Source organism: Enterococcus sp. AMC1086, assembly GCF_058216575.1.
Map to the genome: position 1 here is coordinate 396665 of NZ_CM177100.1, position 25314 is coordinate 421978.

The 25314-nt window shown below is 38.5% G+C and carries 23 protein-coding genes; 17 read left to right on the forward strand and 6 right to left on the reverse strand.

Going from position 1 to position 25314, the window contains the following annotated elements:
• The gene (gene add, locus AC4BC4_RS01950; protein WP_490476609.1) at positions 1 to 1008 is read right to left on the reverse strand and encodes an adenosine deaminase; all 1008 of its coding nucleotides are present in this window, start codon (positions 1006 to 1008) and stop codon (positions 1 to 3) included.
• 232 nt (positions 1009 to 1240) lie between these two features.
• Here add and AC4BC4_RS01955 point away from each other — a divergent pair, with 232 nt between their 5' ends.
• The 12 genes from AC4BC4_RS01955 to AC4BC4_RS02010 all read left to right on the forward strand — a co-directional run bounded on the left by AC4BC4_RS01955 (position 1241) and on the right by AC4BC4_RS02010 (position 14086).
• Positions 1241 to 2269 (forward strand): LacI family DNA-binding transcriptional regulator, encoded by a 1029-nt coding sequence (locus AC4BC4_RS01955; RefSeq protein ID WP_490476610.1) that lies wholly within the window; start codon positions 1241 to 1243, stop codon positions 2267 to 2269.
• 122 nt (positions 2270 to 2391) lie between these two features.
• Positions 2392 to 3693 (forward strand): pyrimidine-nucleoside phosphorylase, encoded by a 1302-nt coding sequence (locus AC4BC4_RS01960; RefSeq protein ID WP_438757461.1) that lies wholly within the window; start codon positions 2392 to 2394, stop codon positions 3691 to 3693.
• 17 nt (positions 3694 to 3710) lie between these two features.
• Entirely contained in the window at positions 3711 to 4373 is a 663-nt protein-coding gene (gene deoC / locus AC4BC4_RS01965; protein WP_438757459.1) for a deoxyribose-phosphate aldolase, read from the forward strand.
• Between the two features lie 24 nt (positions 4374 to 4397).
• Positions 4398 to 4793, forward strand: a complete 396-nt coding sequence (locus AC4BC4_RS01970; protein WP_438757458.1) for a cytidine deaminase — start codon at positions 4398 to 4400, stop codon at positions 4791 to 4793.
• Positions 4794 to 4956: 163 nt separating this feature from the next.
• Positions 4957 to 6054: a BMP family lipoprotein gene (locus AC4BC4_RS01975; protein WP_438757456.1), complete on the forward strand. Its 1098-nt coding sequence runs from the start codon at positions 4957 to 4959 to the stop codon at positions 6052 to 6054.
• A 178-nt stretch (positions 6055 to 6232) separates the two neighbouring features.
• Positions 6233 to 7798, forward strand: a complete 1566-nt coding sequence (locus AC4BC4_RS01980) for an ABC transporter ATP-binding protein (RefSeq protein ID WP_490476611.1) — start codon at positions 6233 to 6235, stop codon at positions 7796 to 7798.
• Positions 7791 to 8924, forward strand: a complete 1134-nt coding sequence (locus AC4BC4_RS01985; RefSeq protein ID WP_490476612.1) for an ABC transporter permease — start codon at positions 7791 to 7793, stop codon at positions 8922 to 8924. Before AC4BC4_RS01980 ends, AC4BC4_RS01985 begins: the two co-directional genes overlap by 8 nt.
• On the forward strand, positions 8924 to 9886 hold the full coding sequence (locus AC4BC4_RS01990; protein WP_438757453.1) for an ABC transporter permease: 963 nt from the start codon (positions 8924 to 8926) through the stop codon (positions 9884 to 9886). Before AC4BC4_RS01985 ends, AC4BC4_RS01990 begins: the two co-directional genes overlap by 1 nt.
• A 132-nt stretch (positions 9887 to 10018) precedes the next feature.
• Positions 10019 to 11185: a phosphopentomutase gene (gene deoB, locus AC4BC4_RS01995; RefSeq protein ID WP_490476613.1), complete on the forward strand. Its 1167-nt coding sequence runs from the start codon at positions 10019 to 10021 to the stop codon at positions 11183 to 11185.
• A 10-nt stretch (positions 11186 to 11195) separates the two neighbouring features.
• Positions 11196 to 12014, forward strand: coding sequence for a purine-nucleoside phosphorylase (locus AC4BC4_RS02000; protein ID WP_490476614.1), 819 nt, complete (start codon positions 11196 to 11198; stop codon positions 12012 to 12014).
• A gap of 26 nt (positions 12015 to 12040) precedes the next feature.
• Positions 12041 to 12748 carry a purine-nucleoside phosphorylase gene (gene deoD / locus AC4BC4_RS02005; protein WP_069645957.1) on the forward strand — a complete coding sequence of 236 codons (708 nt, stop codon included), beginning with the start codon at positions 12041 to 12043 and terminating at the stop codon, positions 12746 to 12748.
• A 147-nt stretch (positions 12749 to 12895) separates the two neighbouring features.
• Positions 12896 to 14086 (forward strand): iron-containing alcohol dehydrogenase, encoded by a 1191-nt coding sequence (locus AC4BC4_RS02010; protein WP_490476615.1) that lies wholly within the window; start codon positions 12896 to 12898, stop codon positions 14084 to 14086.
• A gap of 338 nt (positions 14087 to 14424) precedes the next feature.
• Here AC4BC4_RS02010 and gpmA read toward each other — a convergent pair whose 3' ends face one another.
• From gpmA to AC4BC4_RS02030, 4 genes are all read right to left on the reverse strand, one after another.
• Entirely contained in the window at positions 14425 to 15111 is a 687-nt protein-coding gene (gene gpmA, locus AC4BC4_RS02015; RefSeq protein WP_025869861.1) for a 2,3-diphosphoglycerate-dependent phosphoglycerate mutase, read from the reverse strand.
• A 207-nt stretch (positions 15112 to 15318) separates the two neighbouring features.
• Positions 15319 to 15900 carry a recombinase family protein gene (locus tag AC4BC4_RS02020; RefSeq protein WP_490476616.1) on the reverse strand — a complete coding sequence of 194 codons (582 nt, stop codon included), beginning with the start codon at positions 15898 to 15900 and terminating at the stop codon, positions 15319 to 15321.
• Between the two features lie 132 nt (positions 15901 to 16032).
• Positions 16033 to 16710, reverse strand: coding sequence for a ribose-5-phosphate isomerase RpiA (rpiA, locus tag AC4BC4_RS02025; protein WP_490476617.1), 678 nt, complete (start codon positions 16708 to 16710; stop codon positions 16033 to 16035).
• A gap of 104 nt (positions 16711 to 16814) precedes the next feature.
• Positions 16815 to 17480, reverse strand: a complete 666-nt coding sequence (locus tag AC4BC4_RS02030; RefSeq protein WP_490476618.1) for a hypothetical protein — start codon at positions 17478 to 17480, stop codon at positions 16815 to 16817.
• 405 nt (positions 17481 to 17885) lie between these two features.
• Here AC4BC4_RS02030 and rpsL point away from each other — a divergent pair, with 405 nt between their 5' ends.
• The 4 genes from rpsL (at position 17886) to tuf (ending at position 22327) form a co-directional block, all read left to right on the forward strand.
• Positions 17886 to 18305 carry a 30S ribosomal protein S12 gene (rpsL, locus tag AC4BC4_RS02035; protein WP_010761696.1) on the forward strand — a complete coding sequence of 140 codons (420 nt, stop codon included), beginning with the start codon at positions 17886 to 17888 and terminating at the stop codon, positions 18303 to 18305.
• A 56-nt stretch (positions 18306 to 18361) separates the two neighbouring features.
• The gene (gene rpsG, locus AC4BC4_RS02040; protein WP_010761695.1) at positions 18362 to 18832 is read left to right on the forward strand and encodes a 30S ribosomal protein S7; all 471 of its coding nucleotides are present in this window, start codon (positions 18362 to 18364) and stop codon (positions 18830 to 18832) included.
• 80 nt (positions 18833 to 18912) lie between these two features.
• Positions 18913 to 21000, forward strand: a complete 2088-nt coding sequence (fusA, locus tag AC4BC4_RS02045) for an elongation factor G (protein ID WP_438757438.1) — start codon at positions 18913 to 18915, stop codon at positions 20998 to 21000.
• Positions 21001 to 21139: 139 nt separating this feature from the next.
• The gene (gene tuf, locus AC4BC4_RS02050; protein WP_438757437.1) at positions 21140 to 22327 is read left to right on the forward strand and encodes an elongation factor Tu; all 1188 of its coding nucleotides are present in this window, start codon (positions 21140 to 21142) and stop codon (positions 22325 to 22327) included.
• Positions 22328 to 22522: 195 nt separating this feature from the next.
• Here the strand turns inward: tuf and AC4BC4_RS02055 are convergent, their stop codons facing one another.
• Positions 22523 to 23218, reverse strand: a complete 696-nt coding sequence (locus AC4BC4_RS02055; protein ID WP_490476619.1) for a GntR family transcriptional regulator — start codon at positions 23216 to 23218, stop codon at positions 22523 to 22525.
• A 188-nt stretch (positions 23219 to 23406) separates the two neighbouring features.
• Between AC4BC4_RS02055 and AC4BC4_RS02060 the strand changes: the two genes are divergently transcribed.
• A complete protein-coding gene (locus tag AC4BC4_RS02060) occupies positions 23407 to 25290 on the forward strand; it encodes a beta-glucoside-specific PTS transporter subunit IIABC (RefSeq protein WP_490476620.1) in 1884 nt (627 codons plus the stop codon).
• Positions 25291 to 25314 lie beyond the last annotated feature (24 nt).

Consider the following 25314-nt stretch of genomic DNA (forward strand, 5'->3'; position numbering starts at 1 on the left):
CTAATAATTAGTCGTTAAATACTCATGAAGAAGCTGTTTCTCTTGCTCTGAGATAAACGCCCCATTTACTGCATTATGATTTAATTGCTCCATATCAGCATAAGTGATACCGTACCATTCATAAAGTTTCATATATTCATCAGTTAAACTTGTATTAGATACGGTACGATTGTCTGTGTTGATACAAACCTTGATGCCAGCGTCAAGAAATATTTTAAAGGGATAGTCTGCTAATTTAGTAACGGTTTTTGTTTGGAAATTACTTGTTGGACACATTTCAATCAAAATATTGTTATCTTTTAATAAGGAAAAATATTCAGGTGTGTCCTTTACTGCAATACCGTGTCCGATGCGTTTGGCACCTAAATGAATCGCATCGGCAACATTTTTTCCACAACCGCACTCACCTGCATGAAGGGTCAATGGCATATTCAGTTGGTTGACTAGTCCAAGAGTTTCTTCAAATGTGTAAGGAGGAAAATCAAGTTCATTTCCTGCTAAATCGAATCCAACAATGCCCGCGGTTTCGAACTCTTTAGCTAAATGAACGATTTTTTCAATATCTGAGATTTCTTCATGACGCATACCACATAAGAGTGCATTGCTTTTTACGCCGAATTTTTCTTGACCACATGTAAGACCTGCTAAAACAGCGGTTACGATTTTAGGCAAAGAAAGTCCTTTTTGGGTGTGAAGAGAGGGAGCGAAGCGAACTTCAATATAGCGGATATTTTCTTCAGCTGCTTGACTAATAATATCAAATGCAGCGGCTTTTAAGGCAGTTTCAGTTTGTAAACAGGACAAAACTAGATCAAAACGTTCTAAGTATTGATTCAAATTTTGGCAGTCAATAGGCGCAACGAGTAGATTTTTTAATTGCACGTCATCTGCAGGTAGAACAATACCTTGTGGCTCTGCAATTTTCCGTAATGTTTCTGGACGGATAGAACCGTCCAAGTGGCAATGTAGCTCTATCTTCGGTAATTTTTTGACATGCTCACGCTTCACACTATCAGCCTCTCTTTTCTTGTTTAATAATGGTTCTTGTGCGATAAGTATTTTGAAGACTTTAACATGCTGAGTGCAAGCTGTCAATAAAAGAAAAAGAGCTATAGGAGTGGGAGTATTTTTTGCTAAGCTATTTTATTTTATAAAATTCTGTTAAACTATAATCGTTCGATAAGCAATTTGAAAACGCTGACAAATATCGTAGGCTACGTTAGCAAAGGGAGAATGAAGTATGAAATTGACCATTAAAGAAATTGCGGATATGGCGGGTGTATCGGTGACGACCGTATCACAAATTATTAATGACAAAGGCAGTCGATTCAGTGAAAAAACGAGAAACAAAGTATTAACTGTTGTAGAAGAACATGATTACAAGCCAGATTATTTTGCATCAAATATCATTACGAGGCATTCGAAAACAATAGGCATGGTTGTACCGGATGTCACTGACTTTTTCTTTGCGAAAGTAATCGAAGGTGTGGAAACCTATTTGAATTCGTTGGGTTACATGATCTTACTCTGTAATTCCAAACATGACGAAGACAAAGCAACGCAGTACGTTACAGAACTTGTTCATCGCTCAGTTGACGGGATTATTTTTGCAACACCCAATATTTTACCCGCCAACCATATTTTACGAAATAAAAACAAAGGAAAAGTTCCTGTGATTCTTGTGGATCGTGGTATTAATCCTAGAGAAAGTGGTCGCTTGATTGTGAAAGAATATGAGGGTGCGTATCAAGCGGTGAATGCATTGATCGAACAAGGGCATAGACACATCGCAATGTTGAAAGAAAATGAGGGTTATTATCAACTGACCGAAAGGGTGACCGCTTATCAGCATGCATTAAAAGATAACGGGATCCCGGTAAGAGAAAATTATATGAGCAGCGGGGACTTAAATTTAGGCGGTGGCTACACAGCGGCTAAAAAGGTATTAAAAAATCCTGCCATTACAGCCATCTTTTGTGGGAACGATGAAATGGCAATGGGGGCTTATCAGGCAATTGAAGAGTCGGGTAAAAAAATTCCAGATGATATTTCTGTTATCGGATTTGACGGTTTGGAAATTTCGGAGTATTTGGTACCAGGTTTGACGACAGTTTACCAACCTAGTTTTGATATTGGATTTTACGCAGCGCAATTTTTAGTGGAAGCAATCAATGATCCAGAGAAAAAAATTCCGAATAAAATTTTTGATACAACATTTATTTTAAGAAATAGCACTAAATCGATTGACAATCAGCTAGATTTGATTTAATGTTCGTTTTATAAGCGTTTTCAAAATATGAAAGCGTTAGTAAACTGTTTTACTAAAAAGTTTTAACCTGAATGATTTTAGTGTATAATACATCCTTGGGGATTGATTCGGAGGAAAAAAGCATGAGAATGGTAGATTTAATCGAGAAAAAACGTGACGGGCAAGTCTTAACAGATGAAGAAATTCAATTCATTGTTTCTGGTTATACTAAAGGAGATATTCCAGATTATCAGATGAGTGCATTTTTGATGACTGTTTTTTACAAAGATATGACCGATGAAGAAATTACGACGCTGACATTGGCTATGGCCAATTCTGGTGAGATGATCGATCTTTCATCGATTCAAGGAATCAAAGTAGACAAACATTCTACTGGAGGTGTTGGTGATACAACGACCTTGATTTTAGCCCCCCTCGTTGCAAGTGTTGGCGCAAGTGTTGCAAAGATGTCTGGCAGAGGGCTTGGATACACAGGTGGTACGATTGATAAATTAGAAGCAATACCAGGATTTCATGTAGAAATACCAGATGAAGAATTTATTCGATTGGTAAATGAAAGTCATGTAGCGGTCGTTGGTCAATCCGGTGATTTAGCCCCAGCGGATAAAAAATTATATGCACTGCGTGATGTTACTGCAACAGTGAATTCGATTCCGTTGATTGCAAGTTCTATCATGAGTAAAAAAATAGCGTCCGGTGCTGATGCAATCGTGTTGGATGTTACAACGGGCGAAGGTGCCTTTATGAAGAATATTGATGAAGCTCGTCGTTTAGCTGAAACAATGGTTCGAATCGGTCGCTTAGCAAATCGTCAGACGATGGCGGTGATTTCAGATATGTCCCAGCCGCTAGGTGAAGCGATAGGAAATAGCCTAGAAGTTGTCGAAGCAATCGAAACACTTCAAGGTAAAGGACCAGAAGATTTAATGGAAATGTGCTATATACTAGGTAGCCAAATGGTTGTTTTAGCCAAAAAAGCTGACACATTAGAGGAAGCTAGAGCGATGTTAAAAGAGGCCTTAGAATCAGGTAAAGCATTAGCTAAATTCCGAGAAATGATCCGCAATCAAGGCGGAGATGATAGTATCATTGATCATCCTGAACGAATACTAACAGCAAAACATCAAATCAAATTGCCAGCACAAACATCAGGAGTTGTTCAAAAAATTGTAGCAAATGAAATTGGTATCGCAGCGATGTTGTTAGGTGCAGGACGAGCTACAAAAGAAGATTCGATCGATCACGCAGTCGGAATCAAGTTGCATAAAAAAGTTGGTATGCCAGTGAAGGTAGGCGAATCGTTACTAACAATTTATTCAAATTCAGATTCGATTGAAGACGTCAAAGAACTTTTATATAAAAATATCGAAATCGGCAGTTTTGGAACTGAACCTGAGCTGATTCATGATATAATAACAGCATAAAGGATGTGCAAAAAATAATGGAATTAAATCAAATGATTGACCACACTATTTTAAAAGCAGACGCAAAAGAAGAAGATGTTTTACGAATTATTGAAGAAGCAAAAAAATATAAATTCTTCTCAGTTTGTATCAATCCATGTTGGGTTGCTTTAGCAAAAGAACATTTAGCAGATACATCTGTTGATGTTTGTACGGTAATTGGTTTTCCTTTAGGTGCCAATACGTCTGAGGTAAAAGCTTATGAAGCGACAGATGCAATCAATAATGGTGCAACAGAAGTCGATATGGTCATTAATGTTGGTGCGCTGAAATCTAAGCAATACAAAAAAGTCCAAAAAGATATCCAAGCAGTGGTTGATGCGGCCAAAGGTAAAGCTTTAGTTAAAGTGATCATCGAGACCGCTCTACTTACAGATGAAGAAAAGATAAAAGTTTGTGAACTTGCTAAAGAAGCAGGGGCAGATTTTGTTAAAACGTCAACTGGTTTTTCAACAGGTGGCGCAACGATCGCAGACGTTAAATTGATGCGTGAAACAGTTGGCCCAAGCATGGGTGTAAAAGCTTCAGGCGGTATTCATAACGAAGCTGAAGCAAAAGCCATGATTGAAGCTGGCGCTACACGGATCGGAACAAGTGCCGGTGTTGCAATTATAGAAGGTACTACAGGGACAGGTTATTAATCTAAAGAAGAAAGTGGCAGACAAATGACAGCAAAACAAGAATGGTTAGCTATCGCAGATAATGCATTATCAAAAGCGTATGTACCTTATTCTCACTTTCCTGTTGGGGCATGTCTCGTGACCAAAGAAGGAAAAACGTTTCAAGGAGTCAATATCGAAAATGCTTCATACGGATTGACAAATTGTGCTGAACGAACAGCGATTTTTAAAGCTGTTTCAGAAGGTGAACGTGCTTTTCAGCATTTAGTGATTGCAGGAAATACACCAGAGCCAATATCTCCGTGTGGTGCATGCAGACAAGTGATGGCTGAATTTTGTGCGCCTGAAATGACAGTTACCTTGGTTGGCGAGCATGGTGTGATCAAAGAGACGACAGTCGGCGAGCTTTTACCATATGCTTTTACGGAAAAAGATTTGTAAGATCTAGTTACTTGAACTAAACCTTTCAACGAAATGTTGAATTGATGTGGATTGCTCTTGCGAGTACTCGTTGCACGAGAAACCTTTTTTACTATTATTATCTTGTTTCATTCAGTCTTCCGGCTGTTGAAAATATAAAACTATTATAGGGGGCTTTACAGAGATGAAAAAAGCAAAATTATTTGGTTTTGGCTTGACTGCATTGGCATTAACACTTGCGTTAGCGGCATGTGGCGGGAGTAAAAAAGATTCAACAGATGGAAAATCAGCAGGTGGAGACGCGGATCATAGCGTTGTTATCGTTACTGATATCGGCGGGGTAGATGACCGCTCATTCAACCAATCAGCTTGGGAAGGTTTACAAGCTTGGGGGAAAGAACACGATTTGAAAAAAGGAGCGGATGGATTTGATTATATTCAATCAAACGATGCTTCGGAATATGTAACAAATATTGATACAGCAGTTTCTAATGGATTTAAAACAGTTTTCGGTATTGGCTACCTGCTATCTGATTCTATCAGTACAGCAGCGGATGCAAATCCAGATACACAATTTGGTATCATTGATAGCGTTATTGAAGGCAAAGACAATGTTGTATCTGCAACATTTAAAGATCAAGAAGCTGCATACTTAGCTGGTGTAGCGGCAGCATATACAACAAAAACAGACACTGTAGGATTTATTGGTGGTGAAGAAGGCGCGGTTATCGACCGTTTTGAAGCTGGTTTCCATCAAGGTGTGATTGATACAGCAAAAGAATTGAAAAAAGACATAAAAGTTGAAGTTGAATATGCTGCTTCATTTGGTGATCCTGCCAAAGGAAAAGCACTAGCAGCATCAATGTACCAAAAAGGCGCTGATATTATCTATCACGCTGCAGGTGGTACAGGTCAAGGAGTTTTCCAAGAAGCAAAAGATTTAAATGAAACAGGTTCAAAAGATAAAGTTTGGGTTATCGGTGTAGATAGCGATCAAGATAAAGAGGGCGCGTACAAAACAAAAGACGGTAAAGAAGAGAACTTTACATTAACATCAACACTTAAAGGTGTAGGTGCTGCAGTGCAAGATATCTCAAACCGTGCTTTAGAAGATAAATTCCCTGGCGGTGAACATTTAGTTTATGGTTTGAAAGATGGTGGTGTTGATTTGACAAAAGGTTACTTGTCAGACGAAGCACAAATAGCTGTTGATACAGCAAAAGAAAAAATCATCGCAGGAGATATCAAAGTTCCAGAAGTACCAAAAGATGTAAAAGAGTAAAAATTTTAGCTTAGCGCTGCGACCAGCAGCGCTAAGACTTTATTATGCCTTTAAAGAAGGAAAAAGAATCATCCAATCATTCATTTTCTTTCTTTAAGTGCCTAAAAGCTACTTTATTTTTTAGAAGTATCGTATTAATAGATGATGTAAATGATTAAATTGTTAGGAAGTGAAGAATGTGGCTCAGGAAAACTATGTAATTGAAATGCGCAATATCACGAAGGAGTTTGGGACATTTAAGGCTAATGATAATATCAACTTAACTGTTCGACCAGGAGAAATTCATGCTTTGCTAGGTGAAAACGGCGCTGGAAAATCTACTTTAATGAATATTCTATCTGGTTTGTTAGAACCAACATCAGGTGAAATATTTATGAATGGCTCCAAAGTATCGATCAATGGCCCCACTGCAGCAAATCGTTTAGGAATTGGAATGGTCCATCAGCATTTTATGCTAGTCGATGCATTTACTGTAACTGAAAACATCATTCTAGGTAGTGAACCGACAAATGCGGGTGTATTGGATCGTAAAAAAGCAACAGCAGAAATCAAACGAGTTTCTGAACAATACGGTTTATCGGTCGTTCCAAGTGCGTATATTCGAGACATATCTGTTGGAGCGCAGCAACGAGTAGAAATCTTGAAAACGTTATATCGTGGAGCCGATGTCTTGATTTTTGATGAGCCTACAGCTGTTTTGACACCTCAAGAGATTGATGAATTGATGGAAATCATGCGCGGTCTTGTTCAAGAAGGTAAATCGATCATTTTGATTACGCATAAATTAGATGAAATCAAAAAAGTAGCTGACCGCTGCACGGTTATTCGCCGTGGTCAAAGTATTGATACAGTAAATGTCAAAGATGTTTCTTCACAACAATTAGCTGATATGATGGTTGGTCGTTCTGTATCGTTTAAAACAGAAAAGAAAGCAGCTGATCCTAAAGAAGTTGTTCTTTCAATCAAAGATTTAGTTGTAAAAGAAAGTCGTGGGTTGGAAGCTGTTAAAAGTCTTAGTTTAGATGTACGAGCAGGCGAAGTAGTTGGGATTGCAGGAATTGACGGCAATGGTCAAACAGAATTGATCCAAGCACTAACTGGATTACGTAAGGCAGAAAGTGGTTCAGTCGAACTTAGAGGAGAAACAATTACGAATAAAAAACCTCGTAAGATCACAGAAGCAGGTGTGGGTCACGTACCTGAAGACCGTCATAAATATGGACTGATTCTGGATATGACCTTAGCTGAAAATATTGCACTACAAACCTATTACAAGAAGCCCTTGAGTAAAAGCGGTGTCTTGAATTACAACCAAATTAATTCATATGCACGAAAATTAATAGAAGAATACGATGTACGAACAGTAAATGAATTGGTTCCTGCCAAAGCATTATCAGGAGGGAATCAACAAAAAGCCATTATCGCTAGAGAAATCGATCGTGATCCTGATTTATTGATAGTATCTCAACCAACACGCGGGTTAGATGTTGGTGCTATTGAATATATCCACAAACGTTTGATCGAACAACGAGATAAGGACAAGGCGGTATTAGTAGTTAGTTTTGAATTAGATGAAATTTTAAATGTTTCTGATCGCATTGCAGTGATCCATTCTGGAAAAATCGTCGGAATCGTAGATCCAAAAGAAACGACTGAAAATGAACTAGGATTACTAATGGCTGGTTATTCTTTAGAAGAAGCAAGAGCCGAATTAAGTCAAAAGGCAGGTGAGGCAGTTGAATAATCGATCAGAAAAATTACGGAATATTTTAGTTCCGATTTTATCCGTATTGATGGGCTTTATTCTTGGTGCAATTATTATGTTGATTTCAGGTCAGAACCCAGTTGCTGGGTATCAAGCGATGCTGATGACTGCTTTTCAAAGCCCCAAAAGTATTGGTGAAATTTTTGTAACGGCCGGACCTTTGATTTTTACAGCGCTAGGGTTTGCGGTAGCAAATTCAGCGGGATTCTTTAATATTGGGCTGTCAGGTCAAGCATTGTGTGGCTGGATAACAAGTATTTGGGTAGCACTCTCAATGCCCGATGCACCTCGCATGGTCGTTCTACCTTTAGCAGTTCTTGCTGGTGCGTTAGCGGGAGCCATGGCGGCTGCGATTCCTGGATTTTTACGCGCATTCTTTGGTACAAGTGAAGTCATCGTTACGATTATGTTGAATTATGTTTTTCTCTATACGAGTACGCACATTGTCAACAACGTAATGGCTAAAGATTTGATGACAAATAAAGGTGTTACAAAAGTAATTGGAGAAAATGCAAGTTTACGTACAGGCTTCTTGAAAGAATTGAGTAGCGGTTCGCGTTTGAATATTGGTATTTTCATGGCACTTATTTTCTTAGTTTTAATTTGGTTCCTTATGAAGAAAACGACCTTGGGGTATGAGATTCGCTCTGTTGGTTTGAACCCATTCGCATCAGAATACGCTGGAATGAGCAGCAGACGAACAATCGTGATGTCGATGGTTATCTCTGGAACATTAGCTGGTCTCGGTGGTGTCGTTCTTGGTCTTGGAACATTTGGGAACTTCTTTGTTCAAGGTTCTTCCTTGAGTATTGGGTTTGACGGAATGGCTATTTCTTTACTGGGAGCAGGTAGCTCGGTGGGAATATTATTATCAGCGCTTCTCTTTAGTGTATTGAAACTTGGTGGACAAGGAATGCCGCTTCGTGCAGGTGTTCCAATCGAATTAGTTGATGTCGTGATTGCCTCGATCATTTTCTTTGTTGCCATCAGTTATCTTATTCGCTTCTTGTTAGCAAAAGCTTCAGGGAATAAAAAAGAAGTCGCAATTGTTGAAGAATTAGACGGAAAAACAGATCCAACTAGTCAAGAAGGAGGAAAAATCTAATGGATATTGCATTAATCGCTGTATTGGCGCCGATTATTACACAAACTTTGGTTTATTCTACTCCTTTAGTTTTCACGGCTTTGGGTGGGACATTTTCTGAACGGAGTGGTATTGTAAATGTAGGGCTAGAAGGAATCATGGTGATGGGGGCCTTCAGCTCGGTTGTATTTAACTTGACCTTCGCTGATACATTTGGTGCAGCAACGCCTTGGCTTGCTTGTTTGGTCGGTGGCGTAGTTGGGATGTTATTTTCACTGCTCCATGCTGTTGCAACGATCAATTTAAGAGCAGATCACATCATCAGCGGAACGGTAGTCAATTTAATGGCGCCAGCTTTGGGGATTTTCTTGATCAAAGTGATTTATGGAAAAGGTCAAACAGATACAATCAAAGAATCGTTTGGTTACTATTCATTTCCTATCTTGAAAGATATCCCCATAATAGGAGACTTATTCTTCAAACAAACAACATTACCAGCGTTTGTGGCAATATTGGTGGCGATTCTTTCTTGGTTTGTATTGTTCAAGACTCGTTTTGGTTTACGCCTTCGCTCTGTAGGTGAAAATCCACAGGCAGCAGATACGCTTGGAATCAATGTTTATCTAATGCGTTATGCAGGTGTTTTGATCTCAGGATTTTTAGGTGGTATCGGAGGAGCGGTCTTTGCTCAAACGATTGCTGGACGTTTTGCGGTGACAACGATTGCCGGACAAGGATTTATTTCAATGGCGGCGATGATTTTCGGTAAATGGAATCCGCTAGGTGCAATGGGTGCAGCATTGTTCTTCGGTTTTGCACAAAATATCAGTATTGCCGGATCAAATTTACCGGTAATTTCATCAATACCAGCTGTTTACTTACAAGCGGCACCATATGTTTTGACCATTATCGTTTTAGTTGTTTTCTTAGGAAAAGCATCTGGACCAAAGGCAATTGGGAAAAATTATATCAAATCTAAATAATAGTAGTATAAAAGGGCGGGGCTATGGGACGAATTCTGAAGTCATGCCCTTTTTATAAATAATTATTAATTTGTTTCTACAGAATAAACGTGTAAAGTTTTTAAAAACAAAATCAAAGAAAGTAGGATGGTTATGTTTAAACGTGTACATTTAGTTGTGATGGATTCAGTCGGAATCGGAGAAGCACCAGACGCTGAAAAATTCGGCGATGTAGGCAGTGATACTTTAGGGCATATTGCCAAAGAAGCTGGATTGACTATCCCTAATTTAGAAAATCTTGGGCTAGGAACGATTGCCCCCCTTCATAATGTAGAAGCTGTAGCAAATCACAAAGGCTACGCAACAAAATTAGAAGAGATTTCTGTGGGGAAAGATACAATGACTGGTCATTGGGAAATCATGGGCTTGAATATTCAAAAACCTTTCCGAGTATTTCCTGATGGATTTCCAGAAGAACTACTAGCGCAAATCGAAGAATTTTCAGGACGAAAAATTGTCTGTAATAAACCATATAGCGGTACAGCAGTTATCGATGATTATGGAAAACATCAAATGGAAACAGGCGATTTAATCGTGTATACATCCGCTGATCCAGTCTTGCAGATTGCAGCGCACGAAGAGGTCATTCCTTTAGAAGAATTATACCGTATTTGTCAGTACGTTCGTGATATCACGAAAGATGAACCTTATATGATCGGTCGTATTATTGCTCGTCCGTATGTTGGTGAATCAGGTAACTTTACGAGAACAAGTAATCGCCATGATTATGCACTAGATCCGTTTGGTCAGACTGCTCTTGATTCATTGAAAGATAACGGCAAAGACGTTATCGCTGTTGGGAAAATCAATGATATTTTCAATGGGCAAGGCATAACAGATTCTGTGCGGACGAAAAGTAATATGGATGGTGTGGACCAACTGCTTAAAGTGATGAAACGTGATTTTGAAGGATTAAGTTTCACTAACTTAGTTGATTTTGACGCCTTATACGGTCACCGTCGCGATGTGGTTGGTTATGCTCATGCGATAGAAGCCTTTGATTTAAGACTTCCAGAAATTATCGACGCAATGAAAGAGGACGATTTACTACTAATCACAGCTGACCACGGAAATGATCCGACCTTCCCTGGAACTGATCACACGAGAGAATACGTTCCATTATTAGCTTACAGTAAAAAAATGACAGGGCAAGGGAGCTTGCCACAAGGATATTATGCAGATATTTCAGCGACCATTGCTGAAAACTTTGCTGTTCCAAAAATAGAAAATGGCGAAAGTTTTTTAAATAATCTGGTATAGGAGAGAAATGATGACAAAATTAGGTGAAATGTTAAAAGAGACAACAGCATTTTTAAAAGAAAAAGGTGTTGGAGAAGTTGATTTTGGTTTGATTTTAGGTTCTGGTTTAGGTGAGCTGGCGGATGAAGTAGAAGATGCCATTGCGATTCCTTTTTCAGAAGTTCCTCATTTTGCGGTTTCAACGGTTGTTGGACATGCAGGTAAGTTAGTTTATGGTACACTTTCTGGGAAAAAAGTATTAGCGATGCAAGGCCGTTTCCATTATTATGAAGGCCATTCAATGCAAAAAGTGACGTATCCAGTTCGTGTGATGGCTGCAATGGGGGCTCATTCGATTATCGTAACAAATGCTGCGGGCGGTGTAAACGAAAACTTCACACCAGGTAATTTGATGTTGATCACAGATCATATCAACTTTACTGGAGATAATCCATTGATTGGGGAAAATGATGAAGCGATGGGACCACGTTTCCCAGATATGAGTCATGCGTATACGCCAGCCTATTTTGAAGTAGCGAAAAAAGTAGCAAACGAACAAAATGTAGCTTTACAAGAAGGTGTTTATATGGGCTATTCCGGTCCAACATATGAAACACCTGCTGAAATTCGGATGTCTCGTGTGATGGGGGCCGATGCAGTTGGAATGTCAACTGTATCAGAAGTCATCGTTGCAGCACATAGTGGCTTGAAAGTCTTAGGTATTTCATGTATCACAAACTTAGCCGCTGGTATGCAAAGTAGCTTGAATCACGCAGAAGTTGTAGAAACAACAGAGCGAGTTAAATCTCAATTTAAAGAACTAATCAAAGCAACGTTAGCTGAACTATAAAAGTTTCATTATAAAGGAGAAAAAAGATGAGCGTTCATATCGAAGCAAAACAAGGCGAAATAGCAGATAAAATTTTATTGCCAGGCGATCCGTTACGTGCAAAATATATTGCCGAGACATTTTTAGAAAATCCAGTATGCTACAACCAAGTAAGAGGAATGTTAGGTTATACGGGTACGTATAAAGGCGAACGCGTTTCCGTTCAAGGAACAGGAATGGGGATGCCTTCTGCGACTATTTATGCACATGAATTGATCAATTCATACGATGTGAAAAAATTGATTCGTGTTGGTACGTGTGGATCGATCTCTGAAAAAGTTCATGTGAGAGATTTAGTGATCGCACAAGCAGCAGCAACACCGTCATCAATGATCCGTAATGATTTCCCTAAATATGATTTCCCTCAAATTGCTGATTTTGATTTACTATTGAAATCATACACAACTGCAAAAGAAAAAGGCTTTGTGACTCACGTGGGTAATGTCTTGTCTGATGATGTATTTTATAAAGATAGTATGGACGGCGTTTTTGAGTTAGGTAAATTAGGTGTCTTAGCAATCGAAATGGAAGCTGCAGCACTTTATTATTTAGCAGCAAAATTTGATGTTCAAGCTTTGGCGATCATGACGGTTAGTGATAGTCTAGTAACTGGTGAAGAAACAACTGCTGAAGAGCGTCAAACAACATTTAATGATATGATCGAAGTGGGATTGGAAACAGCAATCAATAGTTAAGAGTGAAGGAGATTGAGAGGGGAACCTTTTGATCTCCTTTATTGCAAAGCTGATGATGCGCAGTAGTTGACGAGCAAAGCAATAGAAGTTTCAGATGGATTGCTCTATCATAGAGTATGAAACGTAAGTTGAATGGAGGAAGAAAAATTGGATAATTTTAGATTTTATGTGCCAACAGATATTCGTTTTGGGAATGACCGTTTAAAAACAGAGCTGACAGATGTTCTAAATACGTACGGTAAAAATGTACTATTAGTATACGGCGGCGGCAGTATCAAGAAAAATGGATTGTATGATCAAGTAATCAGCCTACTTGAGAAAAACCAAAATAAAGTAGTGGAATTAAATGGTGTAGAACCAAATCCTCGTATTGAAACAGTTCGTCGTGGTGTAGCATTATGCCGTGAAAATGAAGTAGATGTAATTTTAGCTGTAGGTGGCGGCTCAACGATTGATTGTGCCAAAGTAGTAGCAGCTGGTTTTTATAGTCAAGAAGATCCATGGGACGTTATCGTAGGACGCAAAGGGTTTCAAGGTGAAGCTTTACCACTTGTTACGATCTTGACATTAGCAGCAACCGGCAGTGAAATGAATGCTGGAGCAGTGATCACAAATCTAGCGACAAACCAAAAATTAGGTGTTGGTGGTCCTTCAATGATGCCAAAAGTGTCGTTTTTAGATCCCACATTGACATTTACGGTACCGGCCTATCAAACTGCAGCAGGTTCAGCTGATATATTAAGTCATTTGTTTGAAAGTTACTTTAACATAACGAAAGGAACAGATGTACAAGATTTTGTTTCAGAGGGATTGATGCGTGCGGTCATTAAAAATTGTCCGATTGCGCTGAATACGCCAGATGATTACGATGCCCGTGCTAACTTGATGTGGTCAAGCAGCTTGGCATTGAATGGATTGACGAGAAATGGCAAGCACGGTGTTTGGTCCTGTCATGCGATGGAACATGAACTAAGTGCATTCTATGATATTACCCATGGAATCGGTCTAGCGATTTTAACTCCACGTTGGATGGATTATGTACTTTCTGAACAAACGGTGACTAAATTTGCTCAGTTTGCTCATAACGTGTGGGGAATCGTTGAAGAAGATCCAATGCTTGCAGCAAAAAAAGGAATTCAAGCGACGTATGATTTCTTTGTATCATGCGATATCCCAATGACGTTACCGTCTGTCGGGATCAACGAAGAGAAATTTGAAGAGATGGCCAAACAGGCTGTAGCCCATAGTACGATCAAGACGGATGCATTTGTTCCGCTAGCTGAATCAGATGTTGAAGCAATTTATCGGGACTGTTTGACTGAATCGACATTTGTATAAGCAACTTTTGCTATTTTTAAAGAGCCTTAACGATACGGTGACGAGAAAACAGTCAGCCGTGTACAATAATCTTCTAATCGAATGTTACGTATTCTGGTAGATAACCTTTTATCTTGTGATATGTACAAGCAAAACCACAATTTTTAGATGTTCGTAAAGAAAAGAAATTGGAAGCAGCTTCGAATTTTTAATTAGTAATATATAAGCTGAACAAAAAAACAATCGACCTATAAGCAGATCCCTATCATATTTGAGAGGAAATCGCTTGTAGGTCGATCGTTTATTAAAAACTTTTCTTCAAGTTAAACATGAAGAGGAAGTCAATGATTTTACTTATTTTATAAGTAGTATTTTTTAGCTACAGTTAGGTCATCGTTTAATTCATAAACAAGCGGCTGACCTGTTGGGATTTCAAGATCCATGATATCTTCATCTGAAATACCTTCGATATGTTTAGCTAACGCACGTAAAGAGTTACCGTGAGCGGCTACTAAAACCGTTTTGTTATCTAGTAATGCAGGTGCGATTTCGTCTTGCCAGAATGGCAATGCACGTTCTAGAGTAACTTTTAAGTTTTCTCCGCCTGGGATATCGCGTTGGTCTAACATTGCATAACGACGATCGTTTGCTGCAGAACCTTCATCAGTTGCTTCCATCAATGGAGGTAAAGTATCGTAAGAACGACGCCAAATGTGTACTTGGTCATCTCCGTATTTTTCAGCAGTTTCTTTTTTGTTTAAACCTTGTAATTTACCATAATGACGTTCGTTTAAGCGCCAAGATTTGATTTGAGGAACCCATAGTTGATCTGAGTTTTCTAAAAGTAAGTTACATGTTTTGATAGCGCGAGTTAATACAGAAGTATACGCTACATCAAATTCAATTCCAGCTTCTTTGATTTTGCGGCCGCCTTCGATCGCTTCTTCAACACCTTGTGGTGCTAAATCTACGTCAGCCCAACCGGTAAATTGATTCAATGCATTCCATTCACTAAGTCCATGACGAGAAAATACTAATTTTGGCATGTATAGCTCTCCTTTAAGTTGTAGTTTCTGAAACTTTCATTTCCTGTTCTATTGTACACCGTTTTAAAATAGATTTCCATTGTAAATTAGTAAAAAGAACAGGCAGCAACAGCTAACTTGAGTTAAGTAAACCAAAACAAATAAGAAGAGCGGAGCTAAAATGCTGGATTCTTGTAAATAAACAGTGTAACCATCACGTTATTACTCTTAAGAAAAATTAGCAACATCCGCTTCAGGTAAATTGATATATTTATAACAGGTGCCGACAGAAACATTGCATTTCGAAGAAATAAACTGGATTGTTTCTTTCTGTTCATGGTACAAGTGCCGGATTTTTATGACTGTTCGTTTGTCTATTTTTGGGCGACCGCCGATCTTACCTTTTTTTCGGGCATTGTTCAAACCAACTAAAGTACGTTCTTTAATAAGGTCGCACTCCATCGTTGCGAGTCCGTTCATTAACTTGAAATAAATTTCGCCCATGGGATGTCGAGTATCGATCTCTTCATATAAACTGACTAAATGAATCCCTGCCTCTTTGAACTTTTGGGTCAACTCCGTTAGTTGACGTGTGGAACGACCTAAGCGGTTTAAGCGGCAAATAACCAAAGTGTCACCTGCTTCTAAACTGTTTAAGACGATCTCAAGTTCAGAGATGATGTGTTTGTCAGTTGTGACGTCAAATGATTCTTGATAAACTTTGTCGCAACCAAAGTCAGATAAGATTTTGATTTGAGCATCTAAATCGTTGTCAGTAATTGTTGTGCGTGCATAACCAATTGTTTTCATTGTTCGTCCTTTCTAGTAAAAAAATTAAAATAGGATACTAAAAATGTAGCATACAAACGAACAAAATGATAGGTAATTTGTTATCTTTTTTTAATGTTATTCTTTTTTTTCAAATCTTTTTCCAATGATTGGTTATTTCGGAACATGAATGGTTTTAGGTCCCGTTTCTCCACCGACGATAACCGTTGAAACGATAGTGAGGAATAATCCATGTTCAACGACACCGACTAATTGATCTAAGTAGGCCCCTAAAGCGATCGGGTCCGTTATTTCTTCTAAGTGAAGATCAATGATGTAATGACCGCCATCAGTCACTAAGATTTCTTCAGTAGAAGTTGTACGTAAAACAGGCTCATAGCCTTTTTCTTCAAACAAACGAACGAGTTGCTGACTGCCATAAGGAATAACTTCCACAGGTAATGGAAATTTACCAAGTTTTTTAACCAACTTAGATTCATCAACGATCCAAATACATTTTTTTGAATACGTTGCGACGATTTTTTCAAATAATAAAGCAGCACCGCCACCTTTGATCCCTTGAAAATCTTCGCTGATTTCATCGGCACCATCAATCGTTAAATCGACGTGTGAAACTTCGTCGATGCTTTTTAATGGGATCCCTAACGCAAGTGCTTGTCGCTCAGTTTCTTTTGAGGTTGTTACACCAACGATAGATAATCCTTCTTCTTTCACACGTCGTCCAATTTCATCCACCATAAATTTTGCAGTAGATCCTGTACCAAGCCCTACGATCATACCATCTTTTACATATTTTGCAGCTTCGATTCCTGCCATTTGTTTAAGATTCATTTCGAACATCCTCTCTTTTTCAACTCTCACACAAATATAATACATGCAAGTAATTAAAAAAGATAGCTGATTGAATAGGTTTATTCAGATTTTTAATCCTAAACTTATTTAGCGAAATAGACATTAAAAGTATTGATTCCGTATGACGTTATTCCATCAGCAATTATTTCTGTTGATGGTCCATATAAATGGTACCCATTTTTTAACTGGATCGGTAATATCATTTTTCTTTTATCTTCTTCTCTGAGATTATTCACTTTCAATTTTAGATTAACGAAAAGCTCTAAACTTGCAGAGATTTTTGGTGTGTAATGTATTCTAAAGCCTTCTAAATTTTGTATAGTAGGTTTTTCAGAAGAAAAATTTTCTCCATCTGTCGTATATTCAATAACGGTATCAGTGATGGAATCAGTAATATTAGTAATATTAAACCATGAAATATCGGGGTAATCCATAGCTTTAAAGATTTTTCCTTGTGGTGTGGTTAAATGAAATTCAACCCAATTATCTTTTGAGTTATTCAAGAAACCGGCGCCATATTGAAAATAAATAGTATCTTTCATGGGCTCATCAATATACAAAAAAGATTTGTTGCTGATTTGTAAATCAGTTCCCCATCTAACGTAAGAATAACCATTTGAGGTGGGACTAGAATTATTTGTTAGATTACAATTTGCTTTAACTGAGCCGTCTTCGGTAGTGGCTGTGATAATTGCTACACCGGGACTTTTCCAACCGATTTCCCTTGTTTGGCTGACAATAGCAATCAACGGGTTGATGGTTGTCCGAATGATTTTTTGAGGTTGTGCATTTTCAGAGAAAGTTTTTGCAGTTAATGTTCCCTTTTGATATTTCTCAAGTACAAGAGAGTTCTGGCTGAGTTGGATTTCAGGTAAAGGAGTTATAGTAACAATTTTATATATAGTAATATTTTTTATCTAATAAGTGGGTTTTAAAAATATTTTTTTGAAGGGAATAAAGAGATTGACAAACCCATAGAGTCATGATATGCTATCAAAGGTGCTTTATCTACAGGTCTCTCGTTGGAGACGTGCTGACTGTCTATCGAAGCATATTTGATAATGAGTGCAGAGATTGCATTATTTTTTATCGCTAAAAAAGAACCACCTGGATGTGTGGAACTAGATGCGAAATGAGGAAGGAGGAAACAAGGAATGCCTACAATTAATCAATTAGTACGTAAACCTCGTAAATCAAAGGTGGAGAAATCTAATTCACCAGCGTTGAACAAAGGATATAATAGTTTTAAGAAATCTCAAACGAACGTAAACTCACCACAAAAGCGTGGGGTTTGTACTCGTGTGGGAACAATGACACCTAAAAAACCTAACTCGGCTTTACGTAAATATGCCCGTGTTCGTTTGTCTAACTTAATCGAAGTAACAGCTTATATCCCAGGGATCGGTCACAACTTACAAGAACATAGCGTGGTACTATTACGCGGTGGACGTGTAAAAGATTTACCAGGGGTACGTTATCATATCGTACGTGGTGCGCTTGATACAGCCGGTGTTACAGATCGTAAACAAAGCCGCTCTAAATATGGTACTAAAATGCCTAAAGCTGCTAAATAATTTGACAATCACTAAGGTCTTATATAATAAAGAATTTTCGGAAGGAGGAGTTACGGATGCCACGTAAAGGTCCTGTTACAAAACGCGATGTTTTACCAGATCCAATTTATAACTCAAAATTAGTAACTCGCTTGATCAACCGTGTAATGGTTGATGGGAAACGCGGGATTGCTGCTAATATCATCTATAATTCATTTGATATCATCAAAGAATCTACAGGTAATGATCCATTGGAAGTTTTCGAGCAAGCAATGAAAAACGTTATGCCTGTACTAGAAGTAAAAGCTCGCCGTGTTGGGGGTTCTAACTATCAAGTACCAGTTGAAGTTCGTCCAGAACGTCGTACAACTTTAGGGTTACGTTGGGTTGTTAATTATGCTCGCCTACGCGGTGAACATACAATGGAACAACGTCTAGCGAAAGAAATCATGGATGCTGCCAATAACACTGGTGCTTCTGTTAAAAAACGTGAAGACACACACAAAATGGCGGACGCTAACCGTGCGTTTGCACACTATCGTTGGTAAGATCCTCTTTGTATGTAAATTAACTTTACTACAGACAGTCACTTTACAATCGATTTAAATAAAGAGAGGAGAAACCTAGAATGCCAAGAGAATTTTCGTTAGAAAACACTCGTAATATCGGTATTATGGCGCACGTTGATGCAGGTAAAACAACAACAACAGAGCGTATTTTATACTATACTGGTAAAATTCACAAAATTGGTGAAACGCACGAAGGTGCATCACAAATGGACTGGATGGAACAAGAACAAGAACGTGGTATTACTATCACATCTGCTGCAACAACTGCAGAGTGGAAAGGGTACCGTGTAAATATCATCGATACACCAGGACACGTGGATTTCACAATTGAAGTTCAACGTTCACTACGAGTATTGGATGGTGCTGTAACCGTTCTTGACTCACAATCAGGTGTAGAACCTCAGACTGAAACAGTTTGGCGCCAAGCAACTGATTATAAAGTTCCACGTATTGTTTTCTGTAATAAAATGGATAAAATCGGTGCGGATTTCTTATACTCTGTAAACTCATTACATGATCGTTTACAAGCAAATGCTCATCCAATCCAATTACCAATTGGTTCAGAAGATAACTTTACAGGGATCATCGATTTAATTACGATGAAAGCTGAAATCTATACAAATGACTTAGGTACAGACATTCAAGAAACTGAAATTCCAGAAGAATATATGGAACAAGCAATTGAATGGCGTGAAAAATTAGTTGAAGCTGTTGCTGAAACTGATGAAGACCTAATGATGAAATATCTTGACGGTGAAGAAATTACTATTGAAGAATTAAAAGCGGGTATCCGCCAAGCAACGATCAACGTTGAATTCTTCCCAGTAATGTGTGGGTCTGCCTTTAAAAATAAAGGTGTTCAAATAATGCTTGATGCAGTACTTGATTACTTACCATCACCACTTGATATCGAAGCAATCAAAGGGATCGACGTTAAAACAGACGAAGAAACGACTCGTCCTGCAGATGACGAAGCACCTTTTGCTTCATTAGCCTTTAAAGTTATGACTGACCCATTCGTAGGTCGTCTAACATTCTTCCGTGTTTATTCTGGTGTCCTTGAAAGTGGTTCATATGTATTGAACGCTTCTAAAGACAAAAAAGAACGTATCGGTCGTATTTTACAAATGCATGCGAACACACGTAAAGAAATTGATAAAGTCTTTTCAGGCGATATCGCTGCCGCTGTTGGATTGAAAGATACAACAACGGGTGATACTTTATGTGCGATGGATGCGCCAGTTATTCTTGAATCAATCGAGTTCCCAGAACCGGTTATCCAAGTAGCTGTTGAACCTAAATCAAAAGCCGACCAAGATAAAATGGGGATCGCTTTGCAAAAACTTGCAGAAGAAGATCCATCATTCCGCGTTGAAACAAACGTTGAAACTGGTGAAACAGTTATCTCTGGTATGGGCGAATTGCACTTAGACGTATTAGTAGACCGTATGAGACGTGAGTTCAAGGTTGAAGCTAACGTTGGTGCGCCACAAGTATCATACCGTGAAACTTTCCGTGCGCCTTTAACTCAGGCAGAAGGTAAGTTTGTACGTCAGTCTGGTGGTAAAGGTCAATACGGACATGTCTGGGTTGAATTTACGCCAAACGAAGAGGGTAAAGGATTTGAATTTGAAAATGCCATCGTTGGTGGTGTGGTTCCTCGTGAATACATCCCTGCAGTCGAAAAAGGCTTGGCAGAATCTATGAACAACGGTGTTCTTGCTGGATATCCATTAGTTGATATCAAAGCAAAACTTTACGATGGTTCATACCATGATGTCGATTCAAATGAAACAGCCTTCCGTGTAGCTGCTTCTATGGCACTACGTGCGGCTTCTAAGAAAGCTAATCCAGTTATCTTAGAACCGATGATGAAAGTAACGATTACTGTACCAGAAGATTACTTAGGTGATATCATGGGACACGTTACAAGTCGTCGTGGACGTGTTGAAGGTATGGAAGCACACGGTAACTCACAAATCGTTAATGCGATGATACCTCTAGCTGAAATGTTCGGTTATGCTACAACGTTACGCTCAGCAACACAAGGTCGCGGTACATTTATGATGGTCTTTGACCACTATGAAGACGTACCAAAATCTGTACAAGAAGAAATCATCAAGAAAAATGGCGGAAACAACGCATAATAGTTAAGAAATAGGTCTTTACTTATTTATGACTAGGATTTTCTAACGATTTCGGTTAAACTAATTAAAGATGATCAGGTAGTAGTAAACTATCTATCAAATAAAATAAAATTCATATATTTTAGGAGGAACATTTAAAATGGCTAAAGAAAAATTTGACCGTTCTAAACCCCATGTAAACATTGGTACTATTGGACACGTTGACCATGGTAAAACTACATTAACTGCTGCAATTGCAACTGTGTTAGCTAAACACGGTGGCGGAGATGCTGCATCATACGCTGATATCGATAACGCTCCAGAAGAAAAAGAACGTGGTATCACAATCAACACTTCTCACATCGAATATGAAACTGATGTTCGTCACTATGCCCACGTGGATTGCCCAGGACACGCGGATTACGTTAAAAACATGATCACTGGTGCTGCACAAATGGATGGAGCTATCTTAGTAGTATCAGCTGCTGATGGTCCTATGCCTCAAACTCGTGAACACATCTTGTTATCACGTAACGTTGGTGTACCATACATCGTTGTTTTCTTAAACAAAATGGATATGGTAGATGACGAAGAATTATTAGAATTAGTAGAAATGGAAGTTCGTGATCTATTATCAGAATACGATTTCCCAGGTGACGACACTCCTGTTATCGCTGGTTCTGCTTTGAAAGCTCTAGAAGGCGACTCTTCATATGAAGAAAAAATCATGGAATTAATGACTGCAGTTGATGAGTATATCCCAACTCCAACTCGTGATACTGACAAACCATTCATGATGCCAGTCGAAGACGTATTCTCAATCACTGGACGTGGTACTGTTGCTACAGGCCGTGTTGAACGTGGAGAAGTTCGCGTTGGTGACGAAATCGAAATCGTTGGTATTAAAGAAGATACTGCTAAAACAACAGTTACTGGTGTTGAAATGTTCCGTAAATTGTTAGACTACGCTGAAGCTGGCGATAACATCGGTGCTTTATTACGTGGTGTAGCCCGTGAAGATATCGAACGTGGACAAGTATTGGCAAAACCTGCTTCAATCACTCCACACACAAAATTTAAAGCTGAAGTTTATGTTTTATCAAAAGAAGAAGGCGGACGTCACACTCCATTCTTCACTAACTACCGTCCTCAGTTCTACTTCCGTACAACTGACGTAACTGGTGTAGTTGAATTACCAGAAGGTACTGAAATGGTAATGCCTGGTGATAACGTTGCAATGGACGTTGAATTAATCCACCCAATCGCTATCGAAGACGGAACTCGTTTCTCTATTCGTGAAGGCGGACGTACTGTTGGTTCAGGCGTTGTTTCTGAAATCACTAAATAATTTAAATTTAACGATTTAATATAAAGCAATAAAACCGACGTAAAACATCGGCGTACTCGGACGTAAGTCGAAGGGATTTCCCTTCGACTTTTTTGCTGTTTTAAATGTTAGGAGGATTTAAGAGTTTTTTACATTTTTTGGATTAGGATCTTACTGTGGAATGATTCGTAAAATCTTGAGAGATATTCTGTTCACTTATCCTTGTACGAAGAATTGAGAATGTTCATAATGATAGTAATTTTTGGCGAAATCAAACGGATCGCCAGTATTTGTATAATATATTTCTTCGACTAATAGCATGGGGGAATCTTCTGGTAGTTCTAAATACTGGGAAATTTCCCCCTTTGTTTTATGCACACTTAAATATTTATCAGAAAAGCCTATATGAATATTTAAACCTTTTTCTAAATAGTGGAATATCGAGCCCTCTGCAATCGATTCATTCAAAAAAGTGACGACACTCATTTTGTAATAAGATTCTTCTACACACAATATTTGCCCACGAATCGATTGAACGCGCTTTACTAGATACACATCGTCATCAAGCGTGCAATGCAAATTATTTGCCACCTCTTCCGTTGCTTTGACAATTGTCACGTTAATTACTTTTGAGACCACATCAAAATAGGTCAAATCTCCTGAAAATCCTTGATTTTCTAACAAAGTGATATAGCCTTTGCGCTTTCTTCGGCGCACGAAAATACCGCTACCTTGAACTTGATAAATGACGCTACGTGATTCTAACACTCTTAATGTTTGTAAAATCGTATTTTTGCTAACCTGATATTCAGTGATTAATTCACTGACACTGGGTAATTTTGTCCCTTGAGGAAGATTTTCAGTTTGGATTTTAATTTCAATTTGTTGTGCGACTTCTTGATATTTCAGCATAAGTTCCTCCAATCAAAATTTTCTAATTTCAATAAATCAGTCAATTTTAAAAGCTTTTCTAGTTAAGTGTATCAGTAAAAGAATATTTGTAAATAAAAAATGTATTGACAAATTGTTCGGTTACAATTATATTATACCCATACAATAAAAAATGTAAATGTATAATATATAAAAAGGGAGTTTTTATATTGAGCGGAAAAATCAGGGATTATTCAAAATTAGCAAGTGATATTTTGACTATCGTAAAAGCGGATAATGTTGTGAATGTTGCTCGTTGTGCTACACGTCTTCGACTTGTATTGAAAGCGAGTACACCTGAGATGAAAGAGCAATTATCTCAATTAACAGGTGTAATTACTGCGGTTGAGTCTGGTGGTCAAATGCAAATTGTAATCGGTACTCATGTTGGAGAAGTTTACGATGCGTTTATTAAGCTAGGTGAGATGGAAAACCTATCAAGTGATGATGCGCGGAAAGGCTCCATTTTAAATCGTCTTGTTGCGACAATGTCAGCAGTTTTTGCCCCGTTCATTTATGTTTTAGCGGCAGCAGGAATTTTACAAGGTATTTTGATTTTAGTGAATTTGGCCTTTCCAATGTTTGCAGAAACAGGTACGTATCAAGTATTTAGTTTTATCTCTTGGGCTCCATTTACCTTTTTACCTATTTTTATTGCAGTGACAGCTTCTCGCCATTTTAAGTCAAATATGTATATAGCCATTGCCTGTTGTGCCGCATTAGTTTCGCCGACTTGGGCTGAGATGGCAGGTACGATTGCTTCAGGTCAAGCAATTACTTTTTTTAACATTCCTTTATCTGAAACAGTTTATACGTCTTCAGTGTTACCACCACTAATTTTGGTCTGGCTCTTATCTTATTTGGAGCATTTTATTGAAAAAAGAATTCCAAGTGTTGTTCGCTCGTTGTTTGTACCGTTGATCTGTCTAGTCATTATGGTGCCTTTAACTATTTTGATCATCGGACCGATTTCATCAGGTGCGGCAACAGCGATTGCGAATGGCTATAACTTCTTAGCGGAAAATGTGCCGTTTTTAGCAGCTGGAATTATTGGGAGTGTCTGGCAAGTCATTGTGATTTTTGGAGTTCATTGGGGTGTTACGCCGATGGTTTTAGCTAACTTTGATTTATATGGTCGTGACTCTTTCCAAGCATTTCAAACGATTGCTGTGATTGCGCAAGTCGGAGCTGCTTTAGCTGTTTTCTTAAAAACACGTAATAAAGAAATGAAAGGTGTTTCTTTATCAGCTTTCATTACTGGGATTTTTGGCATTACTGAGCCAGCTATTTACGGTGTCACTTTACGTTTGAAAAAACCGTTTATTTATGGTTGTATTTCTGGTGGTATCGGAGCCATTGTAGCTAGTTTCTTTAACCCGTACTACTATGCTTATGCAGGGTTACCGGGTGTCTTAACAACCGTTAATGCGATTAGTAAGGATAATCCAAGTTCGTTTATCGGGATTGTAGTGGGTTCATTGATTGCATTAGTAGGACCAGTTGTCCTAGCTCGGTTTTTTGGTACTGGTGAAACAAGAGCAGATGATCAAGAGTTAATCCAAGAACTAGCGACTGGAGAACCTCTGATGACAGTAGATGGACCAAAAAATCCTATTTTAGCACCATTAGCAGGGGACATTGTACCGTTGAGTCAAGTGCAAGATGAAGTGTTTGCTAGCGGTGTTATGGGCAATGGAGTTGCCATTGAACCAAGCGATAATAACGTTTATGCACCATTTTCGGGAACGGTTAGCGCTGTTTTTGATTCAAAACATGCTGTGGGCTTAACATCTAAGGACGGAGTAGAATTATTGATTCATGTTGGGTTGGATACAGTGAATATGCATGGTGAAGGCTTTCACTATTTTGTGAAACAGGATCAAGAAGTTCAAGCCGGAGAGCCGTTGTTAAGCTTTGACAGTGAAAAAATTCAAGCTGCAGGATATGTAGCGACAACGATTGTTGTAGTACCGAATAGTAATGAATTGAAAGACATGTTAATCACAGAAAAGACACATGTAGAACGAAACGATATAATTTTAAACTTTAACTAAACAGACTTAAACGATTGGAGGAAT